Origin of the sequence: Cognatundibacterium crateris (assembly GCF_010078235.1) — a bacterium.
Classification (GTDB): Bacteria; Pseudomonadota; Gammaproteobacteria; order Burkholderiales; family Burkholderiaceae_D; genus Undibacterium; species Undibacterium crateris.
In genome coordinates this window covers 101534-125469 of the sequence record NZ_JAABOS010000005.1, presented here as the reverse complement: position 1 = coordinate 125469, position 23936 = coordinate 101534, and the positions used below count along the sequence as shown (strand labels likewise).

Annotated in this window: 23 protein-coding genes; 14 read left to right on the top strand and 9 right to left on the bottom strand. The window is 52.6% G+C overall.

Going from position 1 to position 23936, the window contains the following annotated elements:
- Window positions 1-103: 103 nt before the first annotated feature.
- The 5 genes from secF to queA form a co-directional block, all read right to left on the bottom strand.
- The gene (secF, locus tag EYB48_RS11235) at window positions 104-1042 is read right to left on the bottom strand and encodes a protein translocase subunit SecF (RefSeq protein ID WP_162020440.1); all 939 of its coding nucleotides are present in this window, start codon (window positions 1040-1042) and stop codon (window positions 104-106) included.
- Window positions 1043-1065: 23 nt separating this feature from the next.
- Window positions 1066-2940 (bottom strand): protein translocase subunit SecD, encoded by a 1875-nt coding sequence (secD, locus tag EYB48_RS11230; protein WP_162020439.1) that lies wholly within the window; start codon window positions 2938-2940, stop codon window positions 1066-1068.
- 77 nt (window positions 2941-3017) lie between these two features.
- Window positions 3018-3341: a preprotein translocase subunit YajC gene (gene yajC, locus EYB48_RS11225; RefSeq protein WP_162020438.1), complete on the bottom strand. Its 324-nt coding sequence runs from the start codon at window positions 3339-3341 to the stop codon at window positions 3018-3020.
- Window positions 3342-3701: 360 nt separating this feature from the next.
- Window positions 3702-4835 (bottom strand): tRNA guanosine(34) transglycosylase Tgt, encoded by a 1134-nt coding sequence (tgt, locus tag EYB48_RS11220; RefSeq protein ID WP_162020437.1) that lies wholly within the window; start codon window positions 4833-4835, stop codon window positions 3702-3704.
- The gene (gene queA, locus EYB48_RS11215) at window positions 4828-5877 is read right to left on the bottom strand and encodes a tRNA preQ1(34) S-adenosylmethionine ribosyltransferase-isomerase QueA (RefSeq protein WP_162020436.1); all 1050 of its coding nucleotides are present in this window, start codon (window positions 5875-5877) and stop codon (window positions 4828-4830) included. Before queA ends, tgt begins: the two co-directional genes overlap by 8 nt.
- Window positions 5878-6065: 188 nt before the next feature.
- Here queA and recG point away from each other — a divergent pair, with 188 nt between their 5' ends.
- From recG to EYB48_RS11185, 6 genes are all read left to right on the top strand, one after another.
- Window positions 6066-8234: an ATP-dependent DNA helicase RecG gene (gene recG, locus EYB48_RS11210; protein ID WP_162020435.1), complete on the top strand. Its 2169-nt coding sequence runs from the start codon at window positions 6066-6068 to the stop codon at window positions 8232-8234.
- Window positions 8235-8325: 91 nt separating this feature from the next.
- Entirely contained in the window at window positions 8326-8811 is a 486-nt protein-coding gene (locus EYB48_RS11205; RefSeq protein WP_162020434.1) for a GNAT family N-acetyltransferase, read from the top strand.
- A 155-nt stretch (window positions 8812-8966) separates the two neighbouring features.
- Window positions 8967-9875 carry an SDR family NAD(P)-dependent oxidoreductase gene (locus EYB48_RS11200; RefSeq protein WP_162020433.1) on the top strand — a complete coding sequence of 303 codons (909 nt, stop codon included), beginning with the start codon at window positions 8967-8969 and terminating at the stop codon, window positions 9873-9875.
- Between the two features lie 194 nt (window positions 9876-10069).
- Window positions 10070-11014: a hydrogen peroxide-inducible genes activator gene (locus EYB48_RS11195; RefSeq protein WP_162020432.1), complete on the top strand. Its 945-nt coding sequence runs from the start codon at window positions 10070-10072 to the stop codon at window positions 11012-11014.
- Window positions 11015-11079: 65 nt separating this feature from the next.
- Window positions 11080-11631, top strand: coding sequence for a GNAT family N-acetyltransferase (locus tag EYB48_RS11190; RefSeq protein WP_162020431.1), 552 nt, complete (start codon window positions 11080-11082; stop codon window positions 11629-11631).
- An 88-nt stretch (window positions 11632-11719) separates the two neighbouring features.
- Complete coding sequence (locus EYB48_RS11185) at window positions 11720-14038, top strand: patatin-like phospholipase family protein (RefSeq protein WP_235935065.1); 2319 nt, start codon at window positions 11720-11722, stop codon at window positions 14036-14038.
- Here EYB48_RS11185 and EYB48_RS11180 read toward each other — a convergent pair.
- Entirely contained in the window at window positions 14011-14799 is a 789-nt protein-coding gene (locus tag EYB48_RS11180; protein ID WP_162020430.1) for a helix-turn-helix domain-containing protein, read from the bottom strand. The two genes, EYB48_RS11185 and EYB48_RS11180, sit on opposite strands and share 28 nt — an antisense overlap.
- Before the next feature lie 203 nt (window positions 14800-15002).
- Here EYB48_RS11180 and EYB48_RS11175 point away from each other — a divergent pair, with 203 nt between their 5' ends.
- The 5 genes from EYB48_RS11175 to EYB48_RS11155 all read left to right on the top strand — a co-directional run bounded on the left by EYB48_RS11175 (window position 15003) and on the right by EYB48_RS11155 (window position 17314).
- Window positions 15003-15218, top strand: a complete 216-nt coding sequence (locus EYB48_RS11175) for a hypothetical protein (RefSeq protein ID WP_162020429.1) — start codon at window positions 15003-15005, stop codon at window positions 15216-15218.
- Between the two features lie 48 nt (window positions 15219-15266).
- Entirely contained in the window at window positions 15267-16130 is an 864-nt protein-coding gene (gene ubiA, locus EYB48_RS11170) for a 4-hydroxybenzoate octaprenyltransferase (protein WP_162020428.1), read from the top strand.
- A 158-nt stretch (window positions 16131-16288) separates the two neighbouring features.
- On the top strand, window positions 16289-16600 hold the full coding sequence (locus EYB48_RS11165) for an ElaB/YgaM/YqjD family protein (protein ID WP_162020427.1): 312 nt from the start codon (window positions 16289-16291) through the stop codon (window positions 16598-16600).
- A 3-nt stretch (window positions 16601-16603) separates the two neighbouring features.
- The gene (locus EYB48_RS11160) at window positions 16604-16987 is read left to right on the top strand and encodes a phage holin family protein (RefSeq protein ID WP_162020426.1); all 384 of its coding nucleotides are present in this window, start codon (window positions 16604-16606) and stop codon (window positions 16985-16987) included.
- A gap of 3 nt (window positions 16988-16990) precedes the next feature.
- On the top strand, window positions 16991-17314 hold the full coding sequence (locus tag EYB48_RS11155; protein ID WP_162020425.1) for a YqjK family protein: 324 nt from the start codon (window positions 16991-16993) through the stop codon (window positions 17312-17314).
- Here EYB48_RS11155 and EYB48_RS11150 read toward each other — a convergent pair.
- The 3 genes from EYB48_RS11150 to EYB48_RS11140 form a co-directional block, all read right to left on the bottom strand.
- Complete coding sequence (locus EYB48_RS11150; RefSeq protein ID WP_162020424.1) at window positions 17306-19081, bottom strand: ArnT family glycosyltransferase; 1776 nt, start codon at window positions 19079-19081, stop codon at window positions 17306-17308. The two genes, EYB48_RS11155 and EYB48_RS11150, sit on opposite strands and share 9 nt — an antisense overlap.
- Window positions 19082-19532: 451 nt before the next feature.
- A complete protein-coding gene (gene proC / locus EYB48_RS11145) occupies window positions 19533-20375 on the bottom strand; it encodes a pyrroline-5-carboxylate reductase (protein ID WP_162020423.1) in 843 nt (280 codons plus the stop codon).
- Window positions 20365-21069 carry a YggS family pyridoxal phosphate-dependent enzyme gene (locus tag EYB48_RS11140; RefSeq protein WP_162020422.1) on the bottom strand — a complete coding sequence of 235 codons (705 nt, stop codon included), beginning with the start codon at window positions 21067-21069 and terminating at the stop codon, window positions 20365-20367. Before EYB48_RS11140 ends, proC begins: the two co-directional genes overlap by 11 nt.
- Window positions 21070-21170: 101 nt before the next feature.
- Between EYB48_RS11140 and EYB48_RS11135 the strand changes: the two genes are divergently transcribed.
- Genes EYB48_RS11135 through EYB48_RS11125 form a run of 3 tightly spaced genes read left to right on the top strand, consistent with a single transcriptional unit; the run spans window position 21171 to window position 23856 of the window.
- Window positions 21171-22214, top strand: coding sequence for a type IV pilus twitching motility protein PilT (locus tag EYB48_RS11135; protein WP_162020421.1), 1044 nt, complete (start codon window positions 21171-21173; stop codon window positions 22212-22214).
- 21 nt (window positions 22215-22235) lie between these two features.
- Window positions 22236-23372 carry a PilT/PilU family type 4a pilus ATPase gene (locus EYB48_RS11130; protein WP_162020420.1) on the top strand — a complete coding sequence of 379 codons (1137 nt, stop codon included), beginning with the start codon at window positions 22236-22238 and terminating at the stop codon, window positions 23370-23372.
- A 1-nt stretch (window position 23373) separates the two neighbouring features.
- A complete protein-coding gene (locus EYB48_RS11125) occupies window positions 23374-23856 on the top strand; it encodes a glutathione peroxidase (protein WP_162020419.1) in 483 nt (160 codons plus the stop codon).
- The last annotated feature ends 80 nt before the right edge of the window (window positions 23857-23936 follow it).

Below are 23936 nucleotides of genomic sequence, written 5' to 3'. Positions count from 1 at the left end.
GAAGTGCACGGCTTGCATACATTTTGTATGCTAACAAATAAAAAGCCAGCGTTTCCGCTGGCTTTCAGTGTAGATACTTTCCGTTACACGATAAAGACATGTTTTATACAACGGCACCGTCTGTATCGTCTTTTTCTTTAACCGGCTTGATCAGATCTTCTCTGGTCACACCCAGCCACATTGCAATCGCTGCCGCCACAAAGACCGAGGAGTAAATACCGAAGCAGATACCGATGGTCAGCGCCATAGCGAAATAGTGCAGCGTCGGGCCACCGATCAACAGCATGGACAACACCATCATCTGCGTGCTTCCGTGTGTGATGATGGTACGTGAAATGGTGCTGGTAATCGCATTGTCGATCACTTCTGTCACCGACATCTTGCGCTGCTTACGGAAATTCTCGCGGATACGGTCAAAAATAACCACCGATTCATTGACGGAGTAACCCAGCACTGCTAATACCGCAGCCAGCACGGACAGGTTGAATTCCCATTCGAAGAAAGCGAAGAAGCCCAGAATAATGATCACGTCATGCAAGTTCGCGACGATCGCTGCCACCGCGAATTTCCATTCGAAGCGTATCGCCAGATAAGCCATCACGCCCAGTACCACAAATAACAAGGCCATCAGACCATCGTGGGCCAGCTCATCACCAACCTGGGCACCGACCTGTTCTACACGCTGCTTTTTGACATCAGGATCTTTAGCAACCAGCGCCGCCATGACCTGATCCGCCTGCTGTGTGGAACTCAGGGTTTTCGACAGCGGTAAGCGGATCACCACATCCTGCGCCTTACCAAAAGTCTGCACCGAAGCATCCACATAACCCAGGCTATCGACGGTACGGCGTATGCCGTCCACGTCTGCCGCCTTGGTGTAGCTCACTTCCATCACCGTACCACCGGTGAATTCGACGGAAAAATGCAGTTGTTTTTGTACCAGGAAAAACACAGCAGCGACAAAAGTCAGTGCAGAGATGACATTGAAAATCAGCGCATGGCGCATGAAAGGAATGTCTTTTTTAATGCGGAATAATTCCATGATAAATGCCTGTGTCCTTTAAATTACTTCGCAGCGTCTTCGCTGGGTTTCCAGATCTGACCGATAGAAATTGCACTCAGTTTTTTCTTACGTCCGTACCACAGATTCACGACACCGCGCGAGACAAATACGGATGAGAAAATCGAGGTCAGAATACCCAGGCAGTGCACCACGGCGAAACCACGGATAGCGCCAGAGCCAAATATCAGCAGGGCCAGACCGACGATCATGGTCGTCACGTTGGAATCCAGAATCGTTGCCCAGGCATGCGCAAAACCTTCTTCTATCGCCTTTTGCGGCGTACGGCCAGCACGCAGCTCTTCACGAATACGTTCATTAATCAGCACGTTGGCATCAATCGCCATACCCAGCGCCAGCGCAATCGCCGCGATACCAGGTAAGGTCAGAGTTGCCTGCATCAGCGACAGTATCGCCACCAGCAACAGCAAGTTAACCGATAAGGCCAGCACGCTGAAGAAACCAAACAGCATGTAATAGGCGATCATGAAGACCGAGATCGCGGCAAAACCATACAGCGTGGCATTCTTACCCTGCTTGATGTTTTCCACGCCCAGTTGCGGTCCTATGGTGCGCTCTTCGATGATTTCCATCGGTGCTGCCAGCGAGCCAGCGCGCAGTAACAGCGCCAGATCGGCTGCTGCTGCAGGGGTACCCATACCGGTAATATTGAAGCGGGAACCCAGTTCACTCTGGATAGTCGGCGCAATCAGAACTTCGCCCTTACCTTTTTCAAACAGCACGATGGCCATGCGTTTGCCGACGCGGCTACGGGTTGCATCGCGCATTTTGCGGCCACCGTCACCGTTCAGCTCAACCGATACCGCTGGCTGCTGATTCTGGTCAAAACTGGCGGTAGCGCCGGTAATATAATCACCTGTGACCACCGGATCTTTAACCAGCATCAGCCATTCGCCGTTACGATCAGAACGGAAGCGTTCTGCACCAAACGGAGCCGGTGTATTTTCGTCCACCGCACCCAGTACACTTTCATCCAGCACACGGACTTCAAGCGTTGCAGTGCGACCGATAATTTCTTTAGCACGCGCCACATCCTGCACACCAGGCAACTGCACCACGATGCGGTCAGGACCTTGCTGCTGGATGATAGGTTCAGCCACGCCAAGCTCATTCACGCGCTTGGACAAAGCCGTAATATTCTGTTTTACACCCTCACTGATGACGGCTTTCAATGCTTCCGGTTTGAGTGCGATCTTTACTTCGAATTCAGTCGACTCTGGCACATCCTGCAAACTGACGTCCTGCATCTGATCAGCCAGCACGGCTTTCGCCTTGTTGCGGGTTTCAGCATCACGGAACTTAACAGAAATCACGTCACCATCGCGGCTCAGACCCGCGTAGCGGATTTCTTTATCACGCAAGCTGGTTTTCACTGTGGATTGCAAACCCTGTATCCGCTTGTTCATGACTGCCTTGGTGTCAACCTGCATCAGGAAGTGCACACCACCACGCAAATCCAGACCCAGATACATAGGCAGTGCATGGATGCTTTGCAGCCATTTAGGCGTATTCGATAACAGATTGAATGCGACGGTATAGGTAGGATCATTATGATCGGCATTCAAGGCTCTTTCGAGTGCATCTTTTGCCTTGAACTGAGTATCTGTATCGGCGAAACGCGCACGTACCGAACCCTGCATGCCGTTGAAATCATAAAAAATACCGCTGTCTTTGAGTGTCGCCTGTTGCAACACCTGTTCAACGCGCTTGCTCATGCTTTCATCGATCTTGACAGTCGACTTGGCGCTGCTGATCTGTACCGCAGGAGACTCACCAAAGAAGTTAGGCGCAGTGTATAAAGCGCCGAACAGCAGGGCAATCAGGATCAGGACATACTTCCAGAGTGGATAGCGATTCATAATTATCTAAGAATGGGATGCTGAAAAGCACAACGCAGTCCACAATAAATATGGACTGCGTTGCCTGTATGATGAGCTTAAATCGCCTTGATTGTGCCTTTTGGCAGCAAAGTCGAAATCGCGATTTTCTGCACGACGACTTCGGTACCGTTAGCGACTTCCAGCGTGACATAGCTTTCGTTCACCTTGGTCACACGACCCAGTATGCCACCGGCGGTCACGACTTCATCGTTCTTTGCCAGCGCATCCATCATGGATTTCTGTTCTTTCTGACGCTTCATCTGTGGACGTATCATCAGGAAATACAGCACCACAAACATCAACACCAGTGGCAAGAAACTCATCAGACCACCATCGACACCTGCACCCGCAGTTTGCGCGTAAGCGTTAGAAATAAACACGTTCAGACTCCAATCGTTGTAATAATCCACAGTATGTGATCAAACCGACAATCAAACCGACATACTGTTTTCGTTGCAATTCCAGATAAGCAGGATGGCAAAACCTGTCAGACGGGAAGCTGGCTCAGGCTGATGAACCGGCTACGCGCACTGCGCAAGCCAACTCGCGAGGACAATTTCCCGCAACCCCGCATCTGGTGCCAAAAGCCGGTTTTTCAATTGGCAAAGCGCCACATTCTAGCACCGGCTATCGTAAAAACTGCTTTTTCCTGCATTTTCCTGCTTTTTACTACCCTTTCCTGCCTTTCGCTGCACATTTCAGCATCTAAGCAGGCAGGTTTGCTACTTTAGGCCGCTGGCTCAGATCCCACGCTGACGATCAGCATGGAATTGCTGTACAAATTCCGGGAAACGCTCGTCATCCAGCGCACGGCGGATGTTTTTCATCAAATCCAGGTAGTAGTGCAGATTGTGGATAGTGTTCAGACGGGCCCCCAGAATTTCGCCGGTGCGATGCAAATGATGCAGATAAGCGCGCGAGAAATTCTTGCAGGTATAGCATTCACAAGTCGCATCCAGCGGCTCTTTATCTTCTTTATAACGTGCATTCTTGATTTTCACATCGCCAAAGCGGGTAAAAATCCAGCCATTACGCGCATTGCGGGTTGGCATCACGCAATCAAACATATCAATGCCATTCGCTACGCCAGCCACCAGATCTTCCGGTGTGCCTACACCCATCAGGTAATGTGGTTTATTTTCCGGCAATTTCGGACCAGTATGCGCAAGGATGCGCATCATGTCTTCTTTCGGTTCCCCCACCGACAAACCACCGATGGCGATACCATGGAAGCCGAGCTCATTCAGGCCCGCCAGCGATTCATCGCGCAGATGTTCAAACATACCGCCCTGCACGATACCAAACAAGGCGTTCGGGTTTTCGGTTTTATTGAATTCATCGATAGAGCGTTGCGCCCAGCGCAGCGACATGCGCATGGATTTTCCGGCTTCTTCGGTTGTCGCCGGACGGCCATCGATTTCATAAGGTGTGCATTCATCGAACTGCATCACGATATCGGAATTCAGGGAGCGCTGGATTTGCATGGAAATCTCTGGCGACAGGAACAGGCGCTCACCGCTGATAGGGGAAGAAAATTTCACGCCTTCTTCGGTAATTTTGCGCATCGCGCCCAGCGAAAACACCTGGAAACCGCCGGAATCGGTCAGGATAGGTTTATCCCAGCCCATGAAACCATGCAGGCCGCCGAATTTGTTCATCACATCCAGCCCCGGGCGCAGCCACAGGTGGAAGGTATTACCCAAAATAATGTGGGCATCGATTTCCTTAAGTTCCAGTGGCGACATCGCCTTCACCGAGCCATAGGTACCGACCGGCATAAAGATAGGCGTTTCAATCACACCATGATTGACTTTCACGCGGCCACGGCGCGCTGCTGTGGTTTTGTCTTTTTTAATTAAGGTAAATTCAAGCATGATATTTCCCGGAAGTATTGGTCAGCAACATGGCATCACCATAGCTGAAGAAACGATATTGTTGTGCGATGGCGTGTGCATAAGCCTGTTTAACACGCTCATAACCGGCAAAAGCCGATACCAGCATCATCAATGTCGATTTAGGTAAATGGAAGTTGGTAATCAGACGGTCTACCGTCTTGAATACATAGCCCGGTGTGATAAACAGGCAGGTATCATCGCTGCCCGCCTGCAGACTGCCGGATTGCGAGGCAGATTCCAGCGCACGCATACTGGTGGTGCCGACTGCCACCACCTGACGTCCGGCGACCTTGGCCGCGCGGATCAGATCCACGGTTTCTTGCGGTACGGTGTACCACTCGCTGTGCATCACATGTTCCGCCAGGTTTTCGGTGCGCACCGGCTGAAACGTGCCAGCACCGACATGCAGCGTCACATAGGCCAGCGTAATCCCCTTGTCGCGGCAGCGCTGCAGCAAGGCTTCATCGAAATGCAAGCCTGCAGTCGGAGCGGCGACCGCACCCGGCACACGGCTGTACACAGTCTGATAACGATGCTCATCAAAGGCATCGGCATCGTGCTCTATATACGGTGGCAACGGCAAGCGGCCATAGGTGTCGAGCAAGATAAAAATATCGTCCGGGAAGTACAGCGTAAAAAACTCACCGACACGCTCACCGACGGTCACATCAAATGCATCGGCCAGACGGATTTTGCTGCCAACCAGCGGCGCTTTAGAGGCACGCATCTGTACCAGCACACTGCGGTTTTGCTCAGTATTGGACAGAATACGCTCGACCAGCAACTGCACTTTGCCACCGGTTTCCTTGACGCCGAAGAAGCGTGCTTTGAGTACGCGGGTATCGTTAAACACCAGCACATCCCCAGCATGCAATTGCTCCAGAATGTCGGGAAACTGGCGATCCAGCAAGCGCTCGCCATCCACATGCAATAAGCGCGATGCCGTCCGGTCTGGCAAGGCAGTTTGCGCGATTAAGGCATCAGGCAAATCGAAATCAAAATCACTCAGAGAATAGTTCATGCTCGGGAAACCGTATCAAATGGAACAAAATGCTGCGCACTGTATAAAAAATCAGTAAAATAAAGCACAACAACCTGCCCCTCAGCATAAACTCAGGGGAAAGTGCACATGCGGTATGCTGATTTTTTAGCAAACTTGTTTATAACCGACCAGGCAAAGCCGACGGCAAAACCCACCATTTTACACCCATGGCAGCGGAACACCCAAATGCACAGGATGAGATTGCCCTGACTACGGCAGCGCCCGCAGCGGAGAACGCTATGGAAAGCGACGCCAGCGAGTCGGCACAGACATCAGCCCGCACGAAAACCAATACAAAAAAAACCGCCAAAGCCCCTGTTAAAGCAAGTGATAAGCTGGCCAGGCTGGGCTTACGTAAAGACATGGATTTTATCCTGCATTTACCTATGCGTTATGAGGATGAAACCCAGATCCTGAGTATGCGCGAAGCCAGTCTGCGCGGCGGCAGCCAGGTGCAAATCGAAGGCGTGGTCACAGCCGCAGATGTGCAATACCGGCCAAGGCGGCAACTGGTGGTCACCCTCAGCGATGACAGCGATCAGGTCACGCTGCGCTTTCTGAATTTTTACGGCAGCCAGACCAAGCAGCTAGCGACAGGTACCAGGGTGCGTGCACGCGGCGAACTCAGGCATGGCTTCCTGGGTGCGGAACTGGTGCATCCTAACTATAAAATCGTGAATGAAGGCGCGCCACTGCCGAATGCGCTGACGCCAGTTTATCCATCGGGTGAAGGTGTGCCGCAAGCCTTGCTGCGTAAGGCCATCAGCAATGCAATAGAACGCGTACACTGGCGCGACACCTTGTCCGCAGCGCGGCTGGCCAGCCTGCAATTATGTGGCTTTGAAACTGCCGTCCGCACCCTGCATCACCCGCCGCCCGATATCGATCAGCACAGTCTGATGGAGCACGAACACCCGGCCTGGCTGCGCATGAAGTTCGATGAACTGCTGGCACAACAACTCTCGCTCAAGCGTGCCCAGCTGACAAGACGCAGCAAAGGCGCACCGGCGATGCCCGTGGTGGGTGAACTCAGCAATGCTTTTCTGATTAATCTGCCGTTTGCACTGACTGGGGCGCAGGAAAAAGTATTGGCAGAAATCCGCGCCGATCTGCGCCAGGACTATCCTATGCAGCGCTTATTGCAAGGCGATGTAGGCAGCGGCAAAACCATCGTTGCAGCACTCGCGGCAGCGCAGGCGATAGACAATGGCTTTCAGGCGGCATTGATGGCGCCGACTGAAATTCTGGCTGAACAACATTTCCGCAAAATCGCTGCCTGGCTGGAACCGCTGGGGGTGAAAACTGCCTGGCTGACCGGCAGCCTGAAAAAGAAAGAAAAAGATCAGGCCAATGCCATGATCAGTTCCGGCGAAGCACAGCTGGTGATAGGCACGCATGCGCTGATCCAGGACAGCGTGCAGTTCGCGAATCTGGGACTGGTGCTGGTCGATGAGCAGCATCGCTTTGGCGTGGGCCAGCGGCTGAATCTGGCGAACAAGGCCGTGGCCGGCAAAGTACCGCATCAGCTGATGATGTCCGCCACGCCTATCCCGCGTACGCTGGCGATGACGTATTTTGCGGATCTGGAAGTCTCCGTGATTGATGAGCTGCCGCCCGGCCGCACCCCTATCGTGACACGCGTGATCGACCAGAACCGTCGTGATGAAGTGATCGCCCGAGTCCATGCGGCAGCACAGGAAGGTAAGCAAGTCTACTGGGTTTGCCCATTGATCGAAGAGTCGGAAACCCTGCAATTACAAACAGCGACTGATACTCATATGATGCTGGCAGCCGCCTTACCCGGCATACAGGTCGGCCTGGTGCATGGACGTCTGAAACCGGCTGAAAAACAAACTGTGATGGATGATTTCATCCACCAGCGCAGCCAGGTACTGGTTGCCACTACGGTGATTGAGGTCGGGGTCGACGTGCCGAATGCGAGTCTGATGGTGATAGAGCATGCCGAACGCTTCGGTCTGTCGCAATTACATCAGTTGCGTGGCAGGGTCGGGCGCGGCGCGGCGGCCTCGGTCTGCTTACTGCTCTACCAAGGCCCACTGGGCGGCACGGCCAAACAACGGCTGGCCACGATGCGTGAGAGTAATGATGGCTTTGAAATCGCCAGAAAAGATCTGGAATTGCGCGGCCCCGGTGAATTCCTTGGTGCACGCCAATCCGGCGAGGCGATGTTACGCTTCGCGAATCTGGAAACAGATCAGTGGCTGGTAGAAAAAGCGCGCAATCTGGCGCAGGAATTACTCAAACACGACCCGGTCACCGTCGCCGCCCATCTGGAACGCTGGCTGGGGAACAAAGAAGAATTTTTGCGGGTCTGAGGCTATCATGGCTGCACCAGCTATGAGATTAAGGCAGCGCCGGGCAGCGCTATCTTAACTCCATCCAACGACACCATTCTCTGGACTACTTATGCTGACACTCATCAAAGCCGACCTGCACAATCCGCGCCATGCTCAAGACTTGCTGCAGCAATTGAATGCCTATGCGAGTGATCCCATGGGTGGTGGCGCAGCCCTGTCTGCTTACAGCCAGGCGAATTTAATCGTCGAACTGCAAAAACGCCAAACAATGGTGCATACTTTTCTGGCGTATGAAGCTGAACAGGCCGCTGCTTTTGCCATCTGCGTAGAGGGCTTTTCTACTTTCGCTTGTCAGCCCTTATTGAATATTCACGACTTTGCGGTGCATCCAGATTTTCGTGGGCGGGGTATCAGCCATAGACTCATGCACAGCATCTGCGAATTTGCGCAACAACAAGGCTATTGCAAGCTCACGCTGGAAGTCCTGGAAGGCAATCATCCGGCACGCCAACTGTATCTGAGCCAGGGTTTTGCCACTTATGAGCTTGATCCTGCCATGGGTGGCGCCATCATGATGCAGAAAAAACTAAGCTGAACAAGCCGGCTATCATGTCATGCGCTGCAGGTTACAATGCATTCCTGCAGTCTGGCCGGACTTCAAGCCAGGCCCAGACTGACACAAGAACAAGACGCTAAACAAGACACTCATTCAGCAACTCAATTTCAACGAAACATATAAAGGATGACAGCATGAGCATAGACTTGACAGGACGCGTAGCTATCGTCACCGGTGCCGGTGGCGGACTGGGCCGTGAGCACGCACTGGCACTGGCTGCCAGAGGTGCCAAAGTCGTGGTCAACGATCTGGGCGGTACACGCGATGGTTCGGGCGGCTCATCCGCAGCTGCGCTCGCTGTGGTTGAAGAAATCCTTGCTGCCGGCGGCGAAGCGATCGCCAATGGTGCATCGGTTACTGATTACGCGGCAGTACAAGCGATGGTCAAAGAGACCATGGCCAAATGGGGCCGCATCGATATCCTGATCAACAATGCCGGCATCCTGCGCGATAAGAGTTTCGCCAAAATGGAGCTGGACGATTTCAAACTCGTATTGGATGTGCATCTGATGGGCGCAGTGCACTGCTGCAAAGCCGTCTGGCCCATCATGACGGAACAAAAATATGGTCGTATCGTGATGACGACCTCCTCCTCTGGCCTGTACGGTAACTTCGGTCAATCCAATTACGGCGCGGCCAAAATGGCGCTGGTAGGCCTGATGCAAACCTTGTCACTGGAAGGCGCCAAATACGATATCCGTGTCAACAGCCTTGCCCCGACTGCCGCTACCCGCATGACGGAAAGCCTGTTCCCACCTGAGTTTTTACAGGCTTTGCAACCCACCGATGTGGTGCCTGCCATGTTGGTACTGGCTTCTGAACAGGCACCGAACAGAACTATTTTATGCGCCGGAGCAGGCAGTTTTGAGGCAGCTCACATCACACTGACCCAAGGTGTACACATAGGCCATGCCAGCGATGCGCCGGAACAGCTCGCTGCACGACTGGCGGAAGTACGCCAGCGCGAGCACGAAACCGTGCCGGAAAGCGGCATGGCACAAGGGCATATGGAATTGACTAAGGCAATGGCGAACAAAAAATAAGTCCGCCATAAGTACAAAAGCGGACTGGGTGCATGGCTTGATATTGGAATGCCAACAACTCAACCCATGCCTAGTCCGATTTTAAGCATCAAGAGGCAGCTTTAGTCATGCAGCACCGCCAGGAATTCTGCTTTTTTTAATTTTTGACTGAATAGTTTGCTGACGATTCGCCCAGTCTGTGCCAAACTAAGACCATGACACTCACCGAATTAAAATACATCGTCGCGGTCGCCCGGCAAAAACATTTTGGCCATGCTGCAGAGGCCTGTTTTGTGGCGCAGCCGACCTTGTCTGTCGCGATCAAGAAGCTCGAAGATGAGCTGGGCGTCACGATTTTCGAGCGTGGCGGCACTGAAGTTTCGACCACACCACTGGGCGCACAAATCGTAGCGCAGGCGGAGCGGGTGCTGGAGCAAACCGCTGCCATTAAAGAAATTGCCAAACAAAATAAAGATCCGCTGGCGGGCCCTTTCCGCCTTGGTGTGATCTATACCGTAGGTCCTTATCTGCTGCCCTCGCTGGTCAAAAACATGATAGAGCGGGTGCCGCAGATGCCTTTGGTTCTGCAAGAAAATTTCACGGTCAAACTGTTGGAATTACTGCGCCAGGGTGAACTCGATGCAGCCATCATGGCTTTGCCACTGCCTGATCACGGCATGATGATACAGGCTTTGTATGACGAGCCCTTCGTGGTCGCCATGCCGAAAGACCATGCCTGGGCTGAGCGTGAAGAAATTTCAGCTGCTGAATTAAAGACGGAAACCATGTTATTGCTCGGAAATGGACATTGCTTCCGCGATCAGGTACTGGAAGTCTGTCCAGAGATGGCGCGCTTCTCCACTACCGGAGATGGCATTGCACGCACTTTTGAAGGCTCTTCACTCGAAACCATACGTCATATGGTGGCATCCGGTGTGGGTCTGACGGTACTGCCGGCAGCCTCAGTCGCTGACTTGCACAGCAAAGACGGTATGCTGCGCTATGTACCCTTTGCTGCTCCGGCACCGGAGCGCAGAATTGTGATCGCCTGGCGTAAAAGTTTTACCCGTCAGGCCGCTATCGAAGCCATACGCCAGACTGTGCTGGCCTGCACCTTACCGGGCGTGACCATGCTCAGTGAAGATGCCAGCGCGCAATAGCAAAAAACTGCCATATAAACAACAAAAGTTGTATACTCCGGCCACTGCCATTTCCTGAGGCCGCCATGCCCTATCCCATCCTGCAAACCGAGAGACTGACCTTACGTGTATTGCAATTGGAGGATAGCCCATCCTATCAGCACTATTTGCTGGACAATCAGGCTCATCTCCAGCCCTGGGAACCAGAGCGTCAGCCTGATTATTTTTCACCCGAGGCTTGCGAAGCACGCATCGCTCAGTTCAATCAACAATTTATCAGCGGAACAGGATTTCCTTTCTCAGTCTGGCTAGAAGACAGGATGATAGGCATCTGCCATTTCAGCAATGTAGTCAGGGGCGCATTTCAAGCCTGCCATCTGGGCTATGCGATTGCTGCCGACTGCGAGGGCAAAGCTTTAATGCATGAAGCAGTGCAGGCTGGCCTGGACTATGTATTCCTACATCAGGGTCTGCACCGGGTGATGGCAAATTATGTACCAGAAAATGCACGCAGTGCCGCCTTGTTGCGCAGCCTGGGATTCGAACAGGAAGGCATTGCCAAGGCCTATCTGCGTATCAATGGTAGCTGGCGCGATCATGTACTGACTGCCCTGATCGCACCCTCAAGTCCAGACTGATCTGTCAAAGACGCTGCTCTCCCTGTCGACAAGCGTCAACTATTTTCGTCTCCAGTTCGTTGTTTGTTTTTTCCGGAATCATCATCTCATGAAGCTCTCGCGCCTGATGTCCCTATTCCCTACACTACTGTCTGGTCTGCTGCTCGCTCTCTGCCTGCCCGCTGCAGCGCAGACCAATACGAATAAAACTGTCAGCAGCTCTGTATCCACGCTCCCGACGGCTAATGCACAAGCTAGCACAGCAGCAAATAACGCCACTAACACCACAATGACCCAGCGGCCAAGGATAGCACTGGTATTGTCAGGTGGAGGTGCGCGTGGCTTTGCGCATATCGGCGTACTACGGGCATTGCAAAAAATGCGGGTACCGGTTGATGTGGTGGTCGGGACCAGCATGGGTGCGGTGGTCGGCGGCGCTTATGCAGCGGGCAGAACGGCCGATGAACTGGAACGCATCGTGATCGAAACCGACTGGGATCATGTGATGGCAGACCGCCCCGCCCGTTACGACCTCGACTATCGCCGAAAAATCGAAGACACCATCATCCCGACCCGGCTGGAATTGGCAGTTACCAAATCGGGCGTATTTTTGCCAGCAGCTGCAGCAGGGAATGCCACGCTGGATCATGCACTTGGGCGTCTGGTGCCTGAGGGGATGCGCGACCATGCTGTGAATCAGCTGGCATTGCCTTTCCGCTCGGTCGCCTCCGATTTGCTCACGGGTGACCTGGTGGAATTATCAGATACCCCTTTGCTGGCGTCTATGCGCGCTTCACTGGCCGTTCCCGGTGTGTTCGCCCCGGTACGCATTAAAGATAAACTGGTGGTCGATGGTGGTCTGGTCAGCAATCTGCCGGTCGAACTGGCGCGCTCTATGGGCGCGGATGTCATCATTGCAGTCAATGTGGGAACGCCATTGGCGAAAGAAAGAGATTTGCACAGCGCGATTGATGTCGCGACCCAGATGTTACAGATACTGACGGAGCAAAATGTGCAGCGCTCGATCAGGGAGCTGAAAGATAGCGATGTGTTGATCGCGCCCAAACTGGATGGCATCAGCTTTCTGGATTTTTCTGCTTACCGGCGTGCGATTTCCGCAGGTGAAAATGCCGCCTTCCAGTTGCAAAGTAAGTTACGCAACTATGCAGTCGACGAAGCACAATATCTGGCAACTGACGCTCAGCGTACTCACGCCACGCGTACCGCCAAGACCAGCCTGATCGCTATGCCGATTACGCAAATTGAAGTGAAGGGCACACAATACATTAATCCGCAGACGCTGATCTCGCAGACTGGACTGGAAGCCGGTGTGAGCCTGACCCAGGATCAAATCCGCGCCGCGACTGCGAAATTATATGGGCGTGGTGACCTCGATACCGTGGAGGCAAAGATTGAAGATGTGGTCACCGAACGCAAGGTCACTATTGAAGCCAAAGAGTCACAATCCAGTCGCAACCGGCTACGCCTTGGCGTGGAATTATCCAGCGATTTCTCAGATGATAACCGTTTCTCCCTGGGAGTAATGCATGTCGCCTCATCTCTCAATAGCTATGGCGCAGAATTGCGTTCAGTTGCAAGAATTGGCAGCCATCAGGAATTCAGCACGCAGTTCTGGCAACCGCTGGCACCAGCCTCGCCCTGGTATATTGCTCCAGGCTTTGATTACAATGCGACGGGACTGGATAATTACAGTCAGGGATTGCGGGTAGGCAGGATTAATGCCAGCGAGACCAGCGTCTCATTCTTACTGGGTCGTCAGCTCGGCAACTGGGGCAGTATAGAAGCCGGTATCCGGCGTGGCTATGCAAAACTCAATGGCGTATTACCGGTTGTGCCGATTGATCCCAACACCAAATTCTTTGATACCACACAGTTCCTGAGCTTCCGCGCTGATACGCTGGATTCGCTTTCGTTTCCGAGCAAGGGTTCGCTGTTCACTTTATCGTGGCAGCGCTCACCCAGTAAAGATACCGGTGAACCGTCGCAGGCAAGCTCGGAAATCAGCATGATGCGCGCATTCCAGTACGGTGACTGGGCCGGTCATGTGTACGGAGAATGGGGACGCTCCCAACATAGTAATGCGCCTTCTGCACTGGGCGGCTTCTTGCGGCTGTCCGGCTTACCCAGAAACTCACTGACGGGTGATGCTAACGTCTTTAGCCGGATACTGATCGCCAGAAAAATCGGGGCTTTGCCTGCAACCGTAGGCGGCGCAATACGGCTCGGCTTTTCTGCCGAACTGGGCGGCGCTTATGGCAACAACAATAGTTTCCATTTGCGCGAACTGAAGCAGGCCGCCAGTACCAGTTTATCGGTCGACACCCGGTTTGGCCCCCTGTATTTCGGCGTAGGAGCAACCCGCGGCGCGGGTTCCTCGGTTTATCTTTTCTTAGGACCGATCTGGTGAGTCATACTGGGTAATTCAGGTTTGGCTTCCGGACGACGCAGCGCAGTAAATGCGGAAAACTCCCAGGAGCGGAAGCCAACCAGCAAAGTAAAGCCATCACGTTCTTCGGCTTTCAGGCGCCGGTCTTCCTGATGCAAACGTGCCAGTTCCGCAACCAGTTGCTGAATCTTTTGCACCACTTCCTGGGCACTGCGACTGGACACGCGCGCCGGAACACACAACAGCGTTTCCCCTTTATGGTCGAAGCTGCCATTGAAATAATCAGCGACCACATAATCCCGGAAATACTGCTGCACCGGGCCATCCGGCAACCAGTGAAAAGCGGGCGAAACATTCAGACGGTAGCGATTATTGGGGCGTAATTCAATCAATTCCAGCTTGTCGAGTGCAATCAATTGCAGTACACATTCAGACTCTGTCATCTGATAAGTCTCAACAATCTGCTCCATCGTCCAGTTACCGAGGCAGCAAATCGCGACCAGTAAGAGCTTGGGAGCGGCGATCAGGGATTTTTCCTGCGCCAGCGTCAGCGTGTCTGAGTGCGGTGTGACATCGGCCGCCTGACGCAAAATGTCTTCCATCGCCACACCGGATGCTTTACAGATTTCAGCCAGCCTGGACAGACTCATATCCTTCTGACCGAACATGCGCTTGACGCTGGATTCACTCATGTGGATACGCTCAGCCAGCACTTTATAGGTCACGCCCGCAGCACGTAATTCTGAACGCAAGACCTGCAACAGCAATTCCGGTGAACTCATTTTCTCTCCTGATCAGTTGGCATTATTGGAATGGTAGCGCCGTACGCTACCTGAGATTGGAAATCTTACCCCTTTCCAAATGCTATGGTACTAATTTTCTGAACTTGCGGCACTATTTCTTTTTCAATTAAATATAGCATTCAAGTCAGCCGCCCACGGCTGCCAGTGCGCAGACCTCACTTTGCAAAGTACAGAAAGCCAGCATGAAAAATATCGCTCTCTATGCCATCTGCCTCCTGCTGTCCGGGATCATTTTTCTGGCTGGATTTTTGACCGGACGCGAGCAGGCTGGCAGCACTCCCGCTGCTGCCGTCAGTTGTCCAACGAACACGGATATGTTGATGAGTGATGAACAGATTCCGGAAGAACCTGGCATACCCTTGCCCTCTTTGATACGCCCGCAAAGGGTACTGATGTAAAGCTTAAGCCTTATAATGGCGGGCATTGCTTATTGGAGTATGCCCTTCATGTCTGTTACGGAACGTCTTTATTGGTATTCACGTCTGATACGTCTCGACAAACCGGTTGGCACCCTGCTGTTATTGTGGCCTACACTGGGTGCTTTATGGCTGGCTGCAGGCGGCGTACCAGACTGGAAGCTGCTGCTGATTTATAGTCTGGGTACCTTACTCATGCGCTCAGCAGGATGCGCCGTCAATGATTATGCTGACCGTGATTTTGACAAACACGTCAAACGCACTGCCGAGCGGCCTATCACCAGTGGCAAAATCTCTGGCAAAGAAGCCCTGGCAGTCGCTGTCGCACTGGCTCTGATCTCTTTCGCGTTGATTATTCCACTCAATACGCTGACCAGGCAGTTATCGGTTTTCGCCGTTCTGATCGCGGCCAGCTATCCGTATTTCAAACGTTTTTTTGCTATTCCTCAGGCTTATCTGGGTATCGCATTTGGCTTCGGGATTCCCATGGCATATGCCTCGGTGCAGAATATGCTGCCAGCCAGTGCATGGCTACTGTTGATCGCCAATGTGTTCTGGGCTGTCGCCTACGATACTGAATATGCGATGGTGGACCGCGATGATGACTTGAAAATAGGTATCAAAACTTCCGCAATTACTTTTGGGCGCTTTGATGTGCTGGCCGTGATGCTGTGTTACGGCATCAGCCTGGGTCTGATTACGCTGGTTGGTCTGAACAATGGGCTGGGAAAAATTTTCCTGTTCGGCATAGCCACTGCCGCCCTGTGTGCGCTTTACCACTATGTGTTGATCAAAGATCGTGAGCGTATGTCTTGTTTTGCAGCTTTCCGCCACAATAACTGGTTAGGAGCGGCAATCTTCGCTGGAATTGCCTTTGACTATGCTTTAAAGTAAAGACAACTCTGGCCGCTGTATCCGATGTCGCTTTGTTTGACTTGTCGCAAATTGTCTTACCCATACTTGCTTAGACTGAGAACTGCAGTCGTTCCCAGTCTTACAATATGGCGGTATGCGTGGATGTGATTAACACTGTTTTTTACAAAGGAAAAACTATGAGCTCAGCAGAACAGCACAAAGACAAACTGATGCACGATCTGAATCAGGTCATCAGAGATGCGGAAGACTTGTTACGCAACACCGAACAACAAGGCAGCGAAGGCTTTAAATCTGCCAAAGAACGTTTTGAACACACACTGCGCAATGCCAAAGCCGAAGTGGCAAGGATAGAAGATCTGGTCGTGACACGCACCAGAGACGCGGCAAAAGCAACAGACGTCTACGTCAAAGAAAACCCATGGCAATCTGCCGGTATCGCAGCCGGTGTCGGCTTGCTGGTCGGTTTGCTCATCGGCCGCAGCCGCTGATCCATGGCTGTTCTGGACTCCATCCGGCAATTGACAGCCACGTTTGCAGATATGCTGCAGACGCGGCTGGCATTGGCTTCTGTGGAAGTGGAGGAAGAACTGCAGCGTTTTTCCTCCATGCTGCTATGGTCATTAGCCGCCCTGTTTTGTGCCTGTTTCGCCACCATGCTGGCCGCTTTATTGCTCATCGCCGTATTTTGGGAAACGCACCGGGTCGCTTTAATCAGCGTACTGATCCTGTTTTTCGCAGCCAGCGCGGCTGGTATCGCATTCTGGGTACGTCAACAGTTAAGGCAACGCCCACGCTTTTTGAGCGCTACACTGGGCGAACTGGACAAGGATGTCCAGGGACTGCAAGTGCCTACAGCCAGCGCTAAGCCGGAGTGAGCGATGCATAAACAGGCTCAGCAACTCGCACTCAGAAAACAGGCTTTGTTGGTCAAAATTCAGGCTCAGCGTCAGCTGCTCAGCCTGCAAAAAAGCGAATTATCCGGCTCGCTCAACCTGGCGGCCGCGAGTCAGAGACTGGGGCTGAATCTGTTCAGTCGCGCCAAGGATCATCCCTTACTGACAGCCACATTGGCCGCTGGGCTGGTATTGCTCAGACCACGGCGCGTGTTAAGCATCGCTAAAACGGCGCTCCAGGCCTGGATGATCTGGCGCGAAATCAGGCCGCCCTCTTCTGGGTCGTCCAAGGATGTGCCATCAGCGTAAAGCCTGATGACGATCAATGGCCGCAAACTGGTGATGAATTTTGCGTGAAGCGAATAACCACAATCGTTCGCGCTGGTCACCCGGACGTGCACCTTCCCACACCAACTGCCATTCCGGATGTGTGAGCAACTCAACTGGCTTAATGGCATTCAAGCCGTTGACCAGCAATAAGTCACATTGATGATCTGGCCGCACTTCCTGGCGTGAAGTGATAATGCCGGAAAAATACCTTAGCATCGCCCGTTCCGACTCCCCCAGATCTTTACTCGCCATACAATCGAAGCGTTCCGGCAATATCGTATCCATCGCGGTAAACACACTGCGGTAACTCTTGGCATGATCAACCCAAGGCAACAGCAGGCTGACCAGCAACATCCAGCATACGCTGACACCCGCCATCCAGTTGGTCAGCCCGCGCCCATCCCGCTCGCGCATCGCTGACACCAAATAAATACAAATACCCGTCAACATCAGCGAGGCAAGTACCGAAAACCACGAGAACACCGGACTGAAATCTTCCGGCAACACACGGATCAGCCAGCTCCAGCCAGGCGGTTTGCCCTCAATCAGCATAATGCCCCAGATCAGCCACAAGCCAGCCGCAACCGTTATGAACAGGATGCGTGCACTCCAGGTCAGTAAGCTATCCCAACGTTGGCTGAGTGTCGTCGCGGCTGGTGCCGCCAGCAGGGCAAACGGCAATATCAAGGGCAGAGCGTAGTTATCCCTGGCCGATGCCGACTTCCACAAAATCAGCATCATTAACCCAGCCACCAACAGGCAACACTGGAGCGGCGCACTGAACTTCCAGTCACGGCGCAAACGCCATAGCGTCATCAAGGCCAGCGGCCAGGCAGGAAACAGGAACCAGGGCAAAGTAGTACGCCAAAAGGCATAGGTATGAGGCGCTCCCAACTGGGCTACCGAAAACCCAAAGAAGCGTCCTACATTATTCAGCCAGAACCAGTCCATAAATAAGCTAGTTGAGCGCAAATACAATGCGAACGGCCAGATCAATAGCCAAGGCAACGCAAACATGAAAGCCAGACCCAAAGCCTTCAGATACGAACGATGACGCCAGCCAGAAAACATCAGCGGCAACAACACTGCCGTAGCGCCGAATATCGCCAGCCCCAGCACCCCTTTTGCCATGAAGGCGATCCCGACTCCGGTGCCAAGTAAAGCACCTGCACGCAGTGGATGTTTATCCGGATGTACAAATCCAGCCATCGCCACGGCGAAACCTGTGAGCAAAGGAACATCGGTCAACATCATATGCGAATGCAGTATCAGCCCTATGCAGCCCAGCAAGGCAAATACCGCAAAACGTCCGTGCTGCCGTCCCCACCATTGCTGGCTGGTCCAGGCAGTCGCCCAGCAAGTAATCAGCATGAAAACACCGGTTGCCAGACGCGCACCGTCATGCAAAGGCAGGAAGGGCGAGCACAGTAAGGCAAAGGCGCTCGCTAACCAGTAATACAAGGGCGGCTTTTCCATAAAAGGATCGCCCGCCATGGTCGGCACTATCCAGTCACCGGTTTCGACCATGTGCTGAATAATCCCGAAGATATAAGTTTCATCCTGCTTCCAGGGATCGTGACCTGTCAGACCAGGAAATAAATACACCATGATCAAAATGAACGCCAGAACAGCTTCGCGATTCAGAGCTGGCAATTGACAGCTCAGGAAAGCACCAGACAGCCGGTTCAGAACATGGCTAAATCCTGCAGCCACCCTTGGCTGCATTGCACCCACTTTCATCTTCATTTATCGGTCACATCCATGGTTTTACGTTCCGGAGCTTAATTAGTTAAGCGCAAAGTAACATTAAGAATTTTCAAGTAACGGATTGTAACCAGTTTACCGTGAGCATTTCCAGCTTTTCCAATGGAATTGATATAGATGTATTATTTTTTTCTCATTGAATCATAGACTTAGCGACGAAACGTAGCATTCAATGATGCTATGCATAGCATCATTGACACGGATACGGCTTTGAAGATGTTTTTGGAGTAATGAGGAATGCGGGGCAATATCCGCTGCAGGATGCTGCTCTTGCAAAGCTGGCAGCTGAAAATGCAAACTGATGGGAAGCAGACTTCACTCCAGACAACACTTAACTGAGCACAATGTGTCTGGAGTCGATAGCAGGTGCACTCAGGCAGTAACGGCCAGTTGGCCTTGCCTGAGACGCTGCGGCCAGGCAGGCAGAATAAACTCAGGCTTGCTGACCGAATTCGTCGCCCAGCTCAGTGGCGCGCTGTGCTGCTGCTTTCGCGGCGCGCACGATGGCAGCCTGAATGCCGGCCTCCTGCATACTGCTCAAGGCAGCAAAAGTGGTTCCGCCTTTGGAAGTGACTTTCTCACGCAAAGTAGCTACCGGCTCATCCGCATGCAAAGCCAGACTGGCCGCGCCTTCAAAGGTGGCGATTGCAAACTGACTGGCTTGCGCCGGTGAGAAGCCTAATTCCAGCGCAGCCTGCTGCAGCGCTTCGATGAAATAAAACACATAGGCCGGACCACTGCCGGAGATCGCAGTCACCGCATCGATTTTGGCTTCGTCCTCAAACCAGGAAGTCATGCCCACTGCGGACAGTATGGTTTCTGCGATCTGCTTTTGGTCAGCCGTGACACCTGGTAGCGCATACAATCCTGTGATTCCCTTCCCTACCATCGCGGGTGTATTTGGCATGGAACGGACTATGTGCTGATAGTCGCCCAGCCAGCGCGACATATCTGAAGCACGTATGCCAGCGGCTATCGAAATCAACAACTGTTTCGTCAGAAAAGGCTGCAGACTCTGAATCACATCGCGCATTTGCTGTGGCTTCACCGCCAGCACAATCACATCTGCAGCCGCGACGCCCTGATCTATCTGTAATGCCGTGCTGACGCCATACTCAGCTTCCAGCCGGGTCAGGCTCAGCTGACTGACATCAACCACATGCACATCACTGGCTGCTGCGACCGCAGGGATCAAGCCGCCCATCAGGGCTGCAGCCATATTGCCACCACCGATAAAGGCGATTTTCAATTTAGGATGATTTGTCTTATTTTGCATAATCTCTTTTCCCGAAAATAGCGGTTCCGATACGAACTATAGTACTGCCTTCAGCAATCGCAGCATCCAGATCGCTGCTCATCCCCATCGATAAAGTATCCAGCGCCAATCCACGCTGCTGCAATGTTTCCTGAATCTGTCTGAGTGCAGCGAACGCAGCACGCTGCTCTGCCACATCCTCGCTGGGCTCAGGCACAGCCATCAAACCACGCAGGCGCAAATTGGGCAGGCTGGCGATACGCAAGGCCAGTTTGACCGCCTCCGTTGGCGGCACACCGCTCTTACTGGCCTCGCCACTGACATTAATTTGTAAGCAAATGTTAAGAGGTGGCAGCGTGGCGGGGCGCTGTTCAGACAATCTGATTGCAATTTTTTCGCGATCCACCGAATGCACCCAGTGAAAATTTTCAGCAATAGCACGCGTTTTATTGCTTTGTATCGGACCGATGAAATGCCATTCCAGCGCCAGTTCGGGCTGATTCTCCCTCACAAACTGTATCTTATCGAGCGCTTCCTGCAGATAATTTTCGCCAAATGCGACTTGCCCCCATTGCGCTGCCTCAATAATTGCCTGTACCGGGAAAGTTTTTGAAACAGCAAGCAACTTTACCTCCAGCGGCGGGCGGCTATACTGCTTCTCAGTGGCGCGGATATGCTGGCTGACGGCTTGCAAGTTGTCAGATATTAAGGACATAATCAACTACTCTTCTGTGCTGGTCTGGCATGGGCTGGCCTTGTGGCCGTCTGCAGCCAAATCAGTAAATCAATCGGCTTCAATACTTTCCGGAATTATAAATGGACATTTCTGAACTGCTGGCGTTCTCGGTCAAGAATAACGCTTCCGATCTTCACTTATCCTCAGGATTGCCGCCGATGATACGCGTGCACGGGGATGTGCGCCGCATTAACCTGCCACCGCTGGAACATAAAGATGTGCATGAGCTGATTTATGACATCATGAATGACGCACAGCGTAAAACCTATGAAGAAACGCTGGAATGCGATTTTTCCTTTGCCATCCCCGGTCTGGCCCGTTTCCGTGTCAATGCATTTAATCAGGAGCGCGGACCGGCAGCGGTCATGCGTACCATTCCGTCTAAAATCCTGACGCTGGAACAATTAAACACGCCGCGTATTTTTGCCGATCTGGCGTTGAAACCACGTGGTCTGGTGCTGGTCACCGGGCCGACCGGTTCAGGTAAATCGACCACGCTGGCCGCCATGGTGAATCACCTCAATGAAAATGAATACGGCCACATTCTGACCGTCGAAGATCCGATTGAATTCGTGCATGAGTCGAAAAAATGCCTGATCAATCAGCGCGAAGTCGGCCCGCATACCATGTCCTTCAACAACGCTTTACGCTCCGCGCTGCGTGAAGATCCGGATGCCATTCTGGTCGGTGAGTTGCGTGATCTGGAAACCATACGTCTGGCCCTGACCGCTGCAGAAACCGGCCATTTGGTGTTCGGCACTTTGCATACCTCCTCTGCGGCAAAAACGATAGACCGTATCGTCGACGTATTCCCTGCGGAAGAAAAAGAAATGGTGCGCTCTATGCTGTCCGAATCGCTGCAGGCGATCATTTCCCAGACGCTGCTGAAAACCAAGGATGGTTCAGGACGTGTGGCCGCGCATGAAATTATGGTAGGTACGCCAGCTATCCGTAACCTGATCCGCGAAGCCAAGATCGCCCAGATGTATTCTGCAATTCAGACTGGCAATAATGTCGGCATGCAGACGCTGGACCAAAATCTGACCGATCTGGTCAGACGTAACGTGATTTCTGTCGGCACCGCACGTGGCGCAGCAAAAATCCCTGAAAACTTCCCTGGCTGATGCTGAACTGGAGATAAACATATGGAACGCGATCAGGCTACCAAATTTATGCACGACTTGCTGCGGCTCATGCTCAGCAAAAATGGCTCCGACTTATTCATCACTGCTGATTTCCCGCCCGCCTTTAAAATCGATGGCAAAGTTACGCCCGTTTCGAATCAGCCGTTGACGCCCGCACACACCGTCGATCTGGCACGCGCCATCATGAATGACAAACAGGCGGCTGAATTTGAATCGACCAAGGAATGTAATTTCGCGATCAATCCGGCTGGCATGGGACGCTTCCGCGTGTCGGCGTTCATGCAACAAGGCCGCGTCGGTCTGGTGCTGCGTACGATTACTACCGCTATTCCAAAACTGGACGATCTGGGTCTGCCGGATAATCTGAAAGAAGTCGCCATGACCAAGCGTGGTCTGGTCATCATGGTGGGTGCGACTGGCTCGGGTAAATCAACCTCGCTGGCAGCTATGGTCGGCTACCGCAATCAGAATAGTCACGGTCATATTATTACGATCGAAGATCCGATTGAATACGTGCATCCGCATGCGAATTGCATCGTGACTCAACGTGAAGTTGGCATCGATACCGAAGACTGGGGCGCGGCGCTGAAAAACTCCCTGCGTCAGGCACCGGACGTGATACAGATCGGTGAAATCCGCGACCGCGAAACCATGGATTTTGCGGTTGCCTTTGCCGAAACCGGCCATCTGTGCCTGGCCACCCTGCATGCCAACAGTTCCAATCAGGCGCTGGATCGCATCATTAACTTTTTCCCGGAAGAGCGCCGCGCACAGTTGCTGATGGATTTATCACTGAATCTGAGAGCAGTGATTTCGCAACGCCTGATCCCACTCAAAGGACGTAAAGGCCGCGTTGCTGCAGTCGAGATCATGCTCAACTCCCCGTTGATTTCTGATCTGATTTTCAAAGGTCAGGTACATGAAATTAAAGAGATCATGAAAAAATCGCGTGAACTGGGTATGCAGACTTTTGACCAGGCACTGTTCGATTTGCATGAAGCAGATAAAATCTCGTATGAAGATGCGTTGCGTAATGCAGACTCAGTCAACGAATTAAGGCTCGCGATTATGCTCAATGGTAAAGAAGCCAAAGAACGTGATCTGAGCGCAGGAACCCATCATTTAGGAATCGTCTGATATGCATGCACTCGCCTTTACCGCTAACGACCTCAGTGGCAAACCAGTTGATCTCAGCCAGTATCTGGGCCAGCTGGTACTGGTCGTGAATACCGCCAGCCAATGTGGTTTTACGCCGCAATACAAGGGGCTGGAAGCGGTGTATCAGCAATTCAAAGAACGTGGTGTGGTAGTGCTCGGTTTTCCCTGCAATCAGTTTGGTCATCAGGAACCCGGCAACTCGGCCGACATAGGCAGCTTCTGTGAAAAGAACTTTGGCGTGACTTTTCCTTTGTTTGAGAAAATAGACGTCAATGGTACGCAAGCGCATCCGCTGTATCAGCATCTGAAGTCTGCTGCTCCCGGACTATTAGGCACCCAGGCCATCAAATGGAATTTCACTAAATTCCTGATACGCCAGGATGGCAGTGTGTATAAACGTTATGCACCGCAAACGACGCCTGAAGACCTGATTAAGGATATTGAGGCTTTGTTGGCGAAGTAATCAAGACCCAACTGCTTTTGGGGCTAAGCACAACACAGCGCACATCATGTGCGCTGTGTTCGTTTCAGGGACAAGCTCGT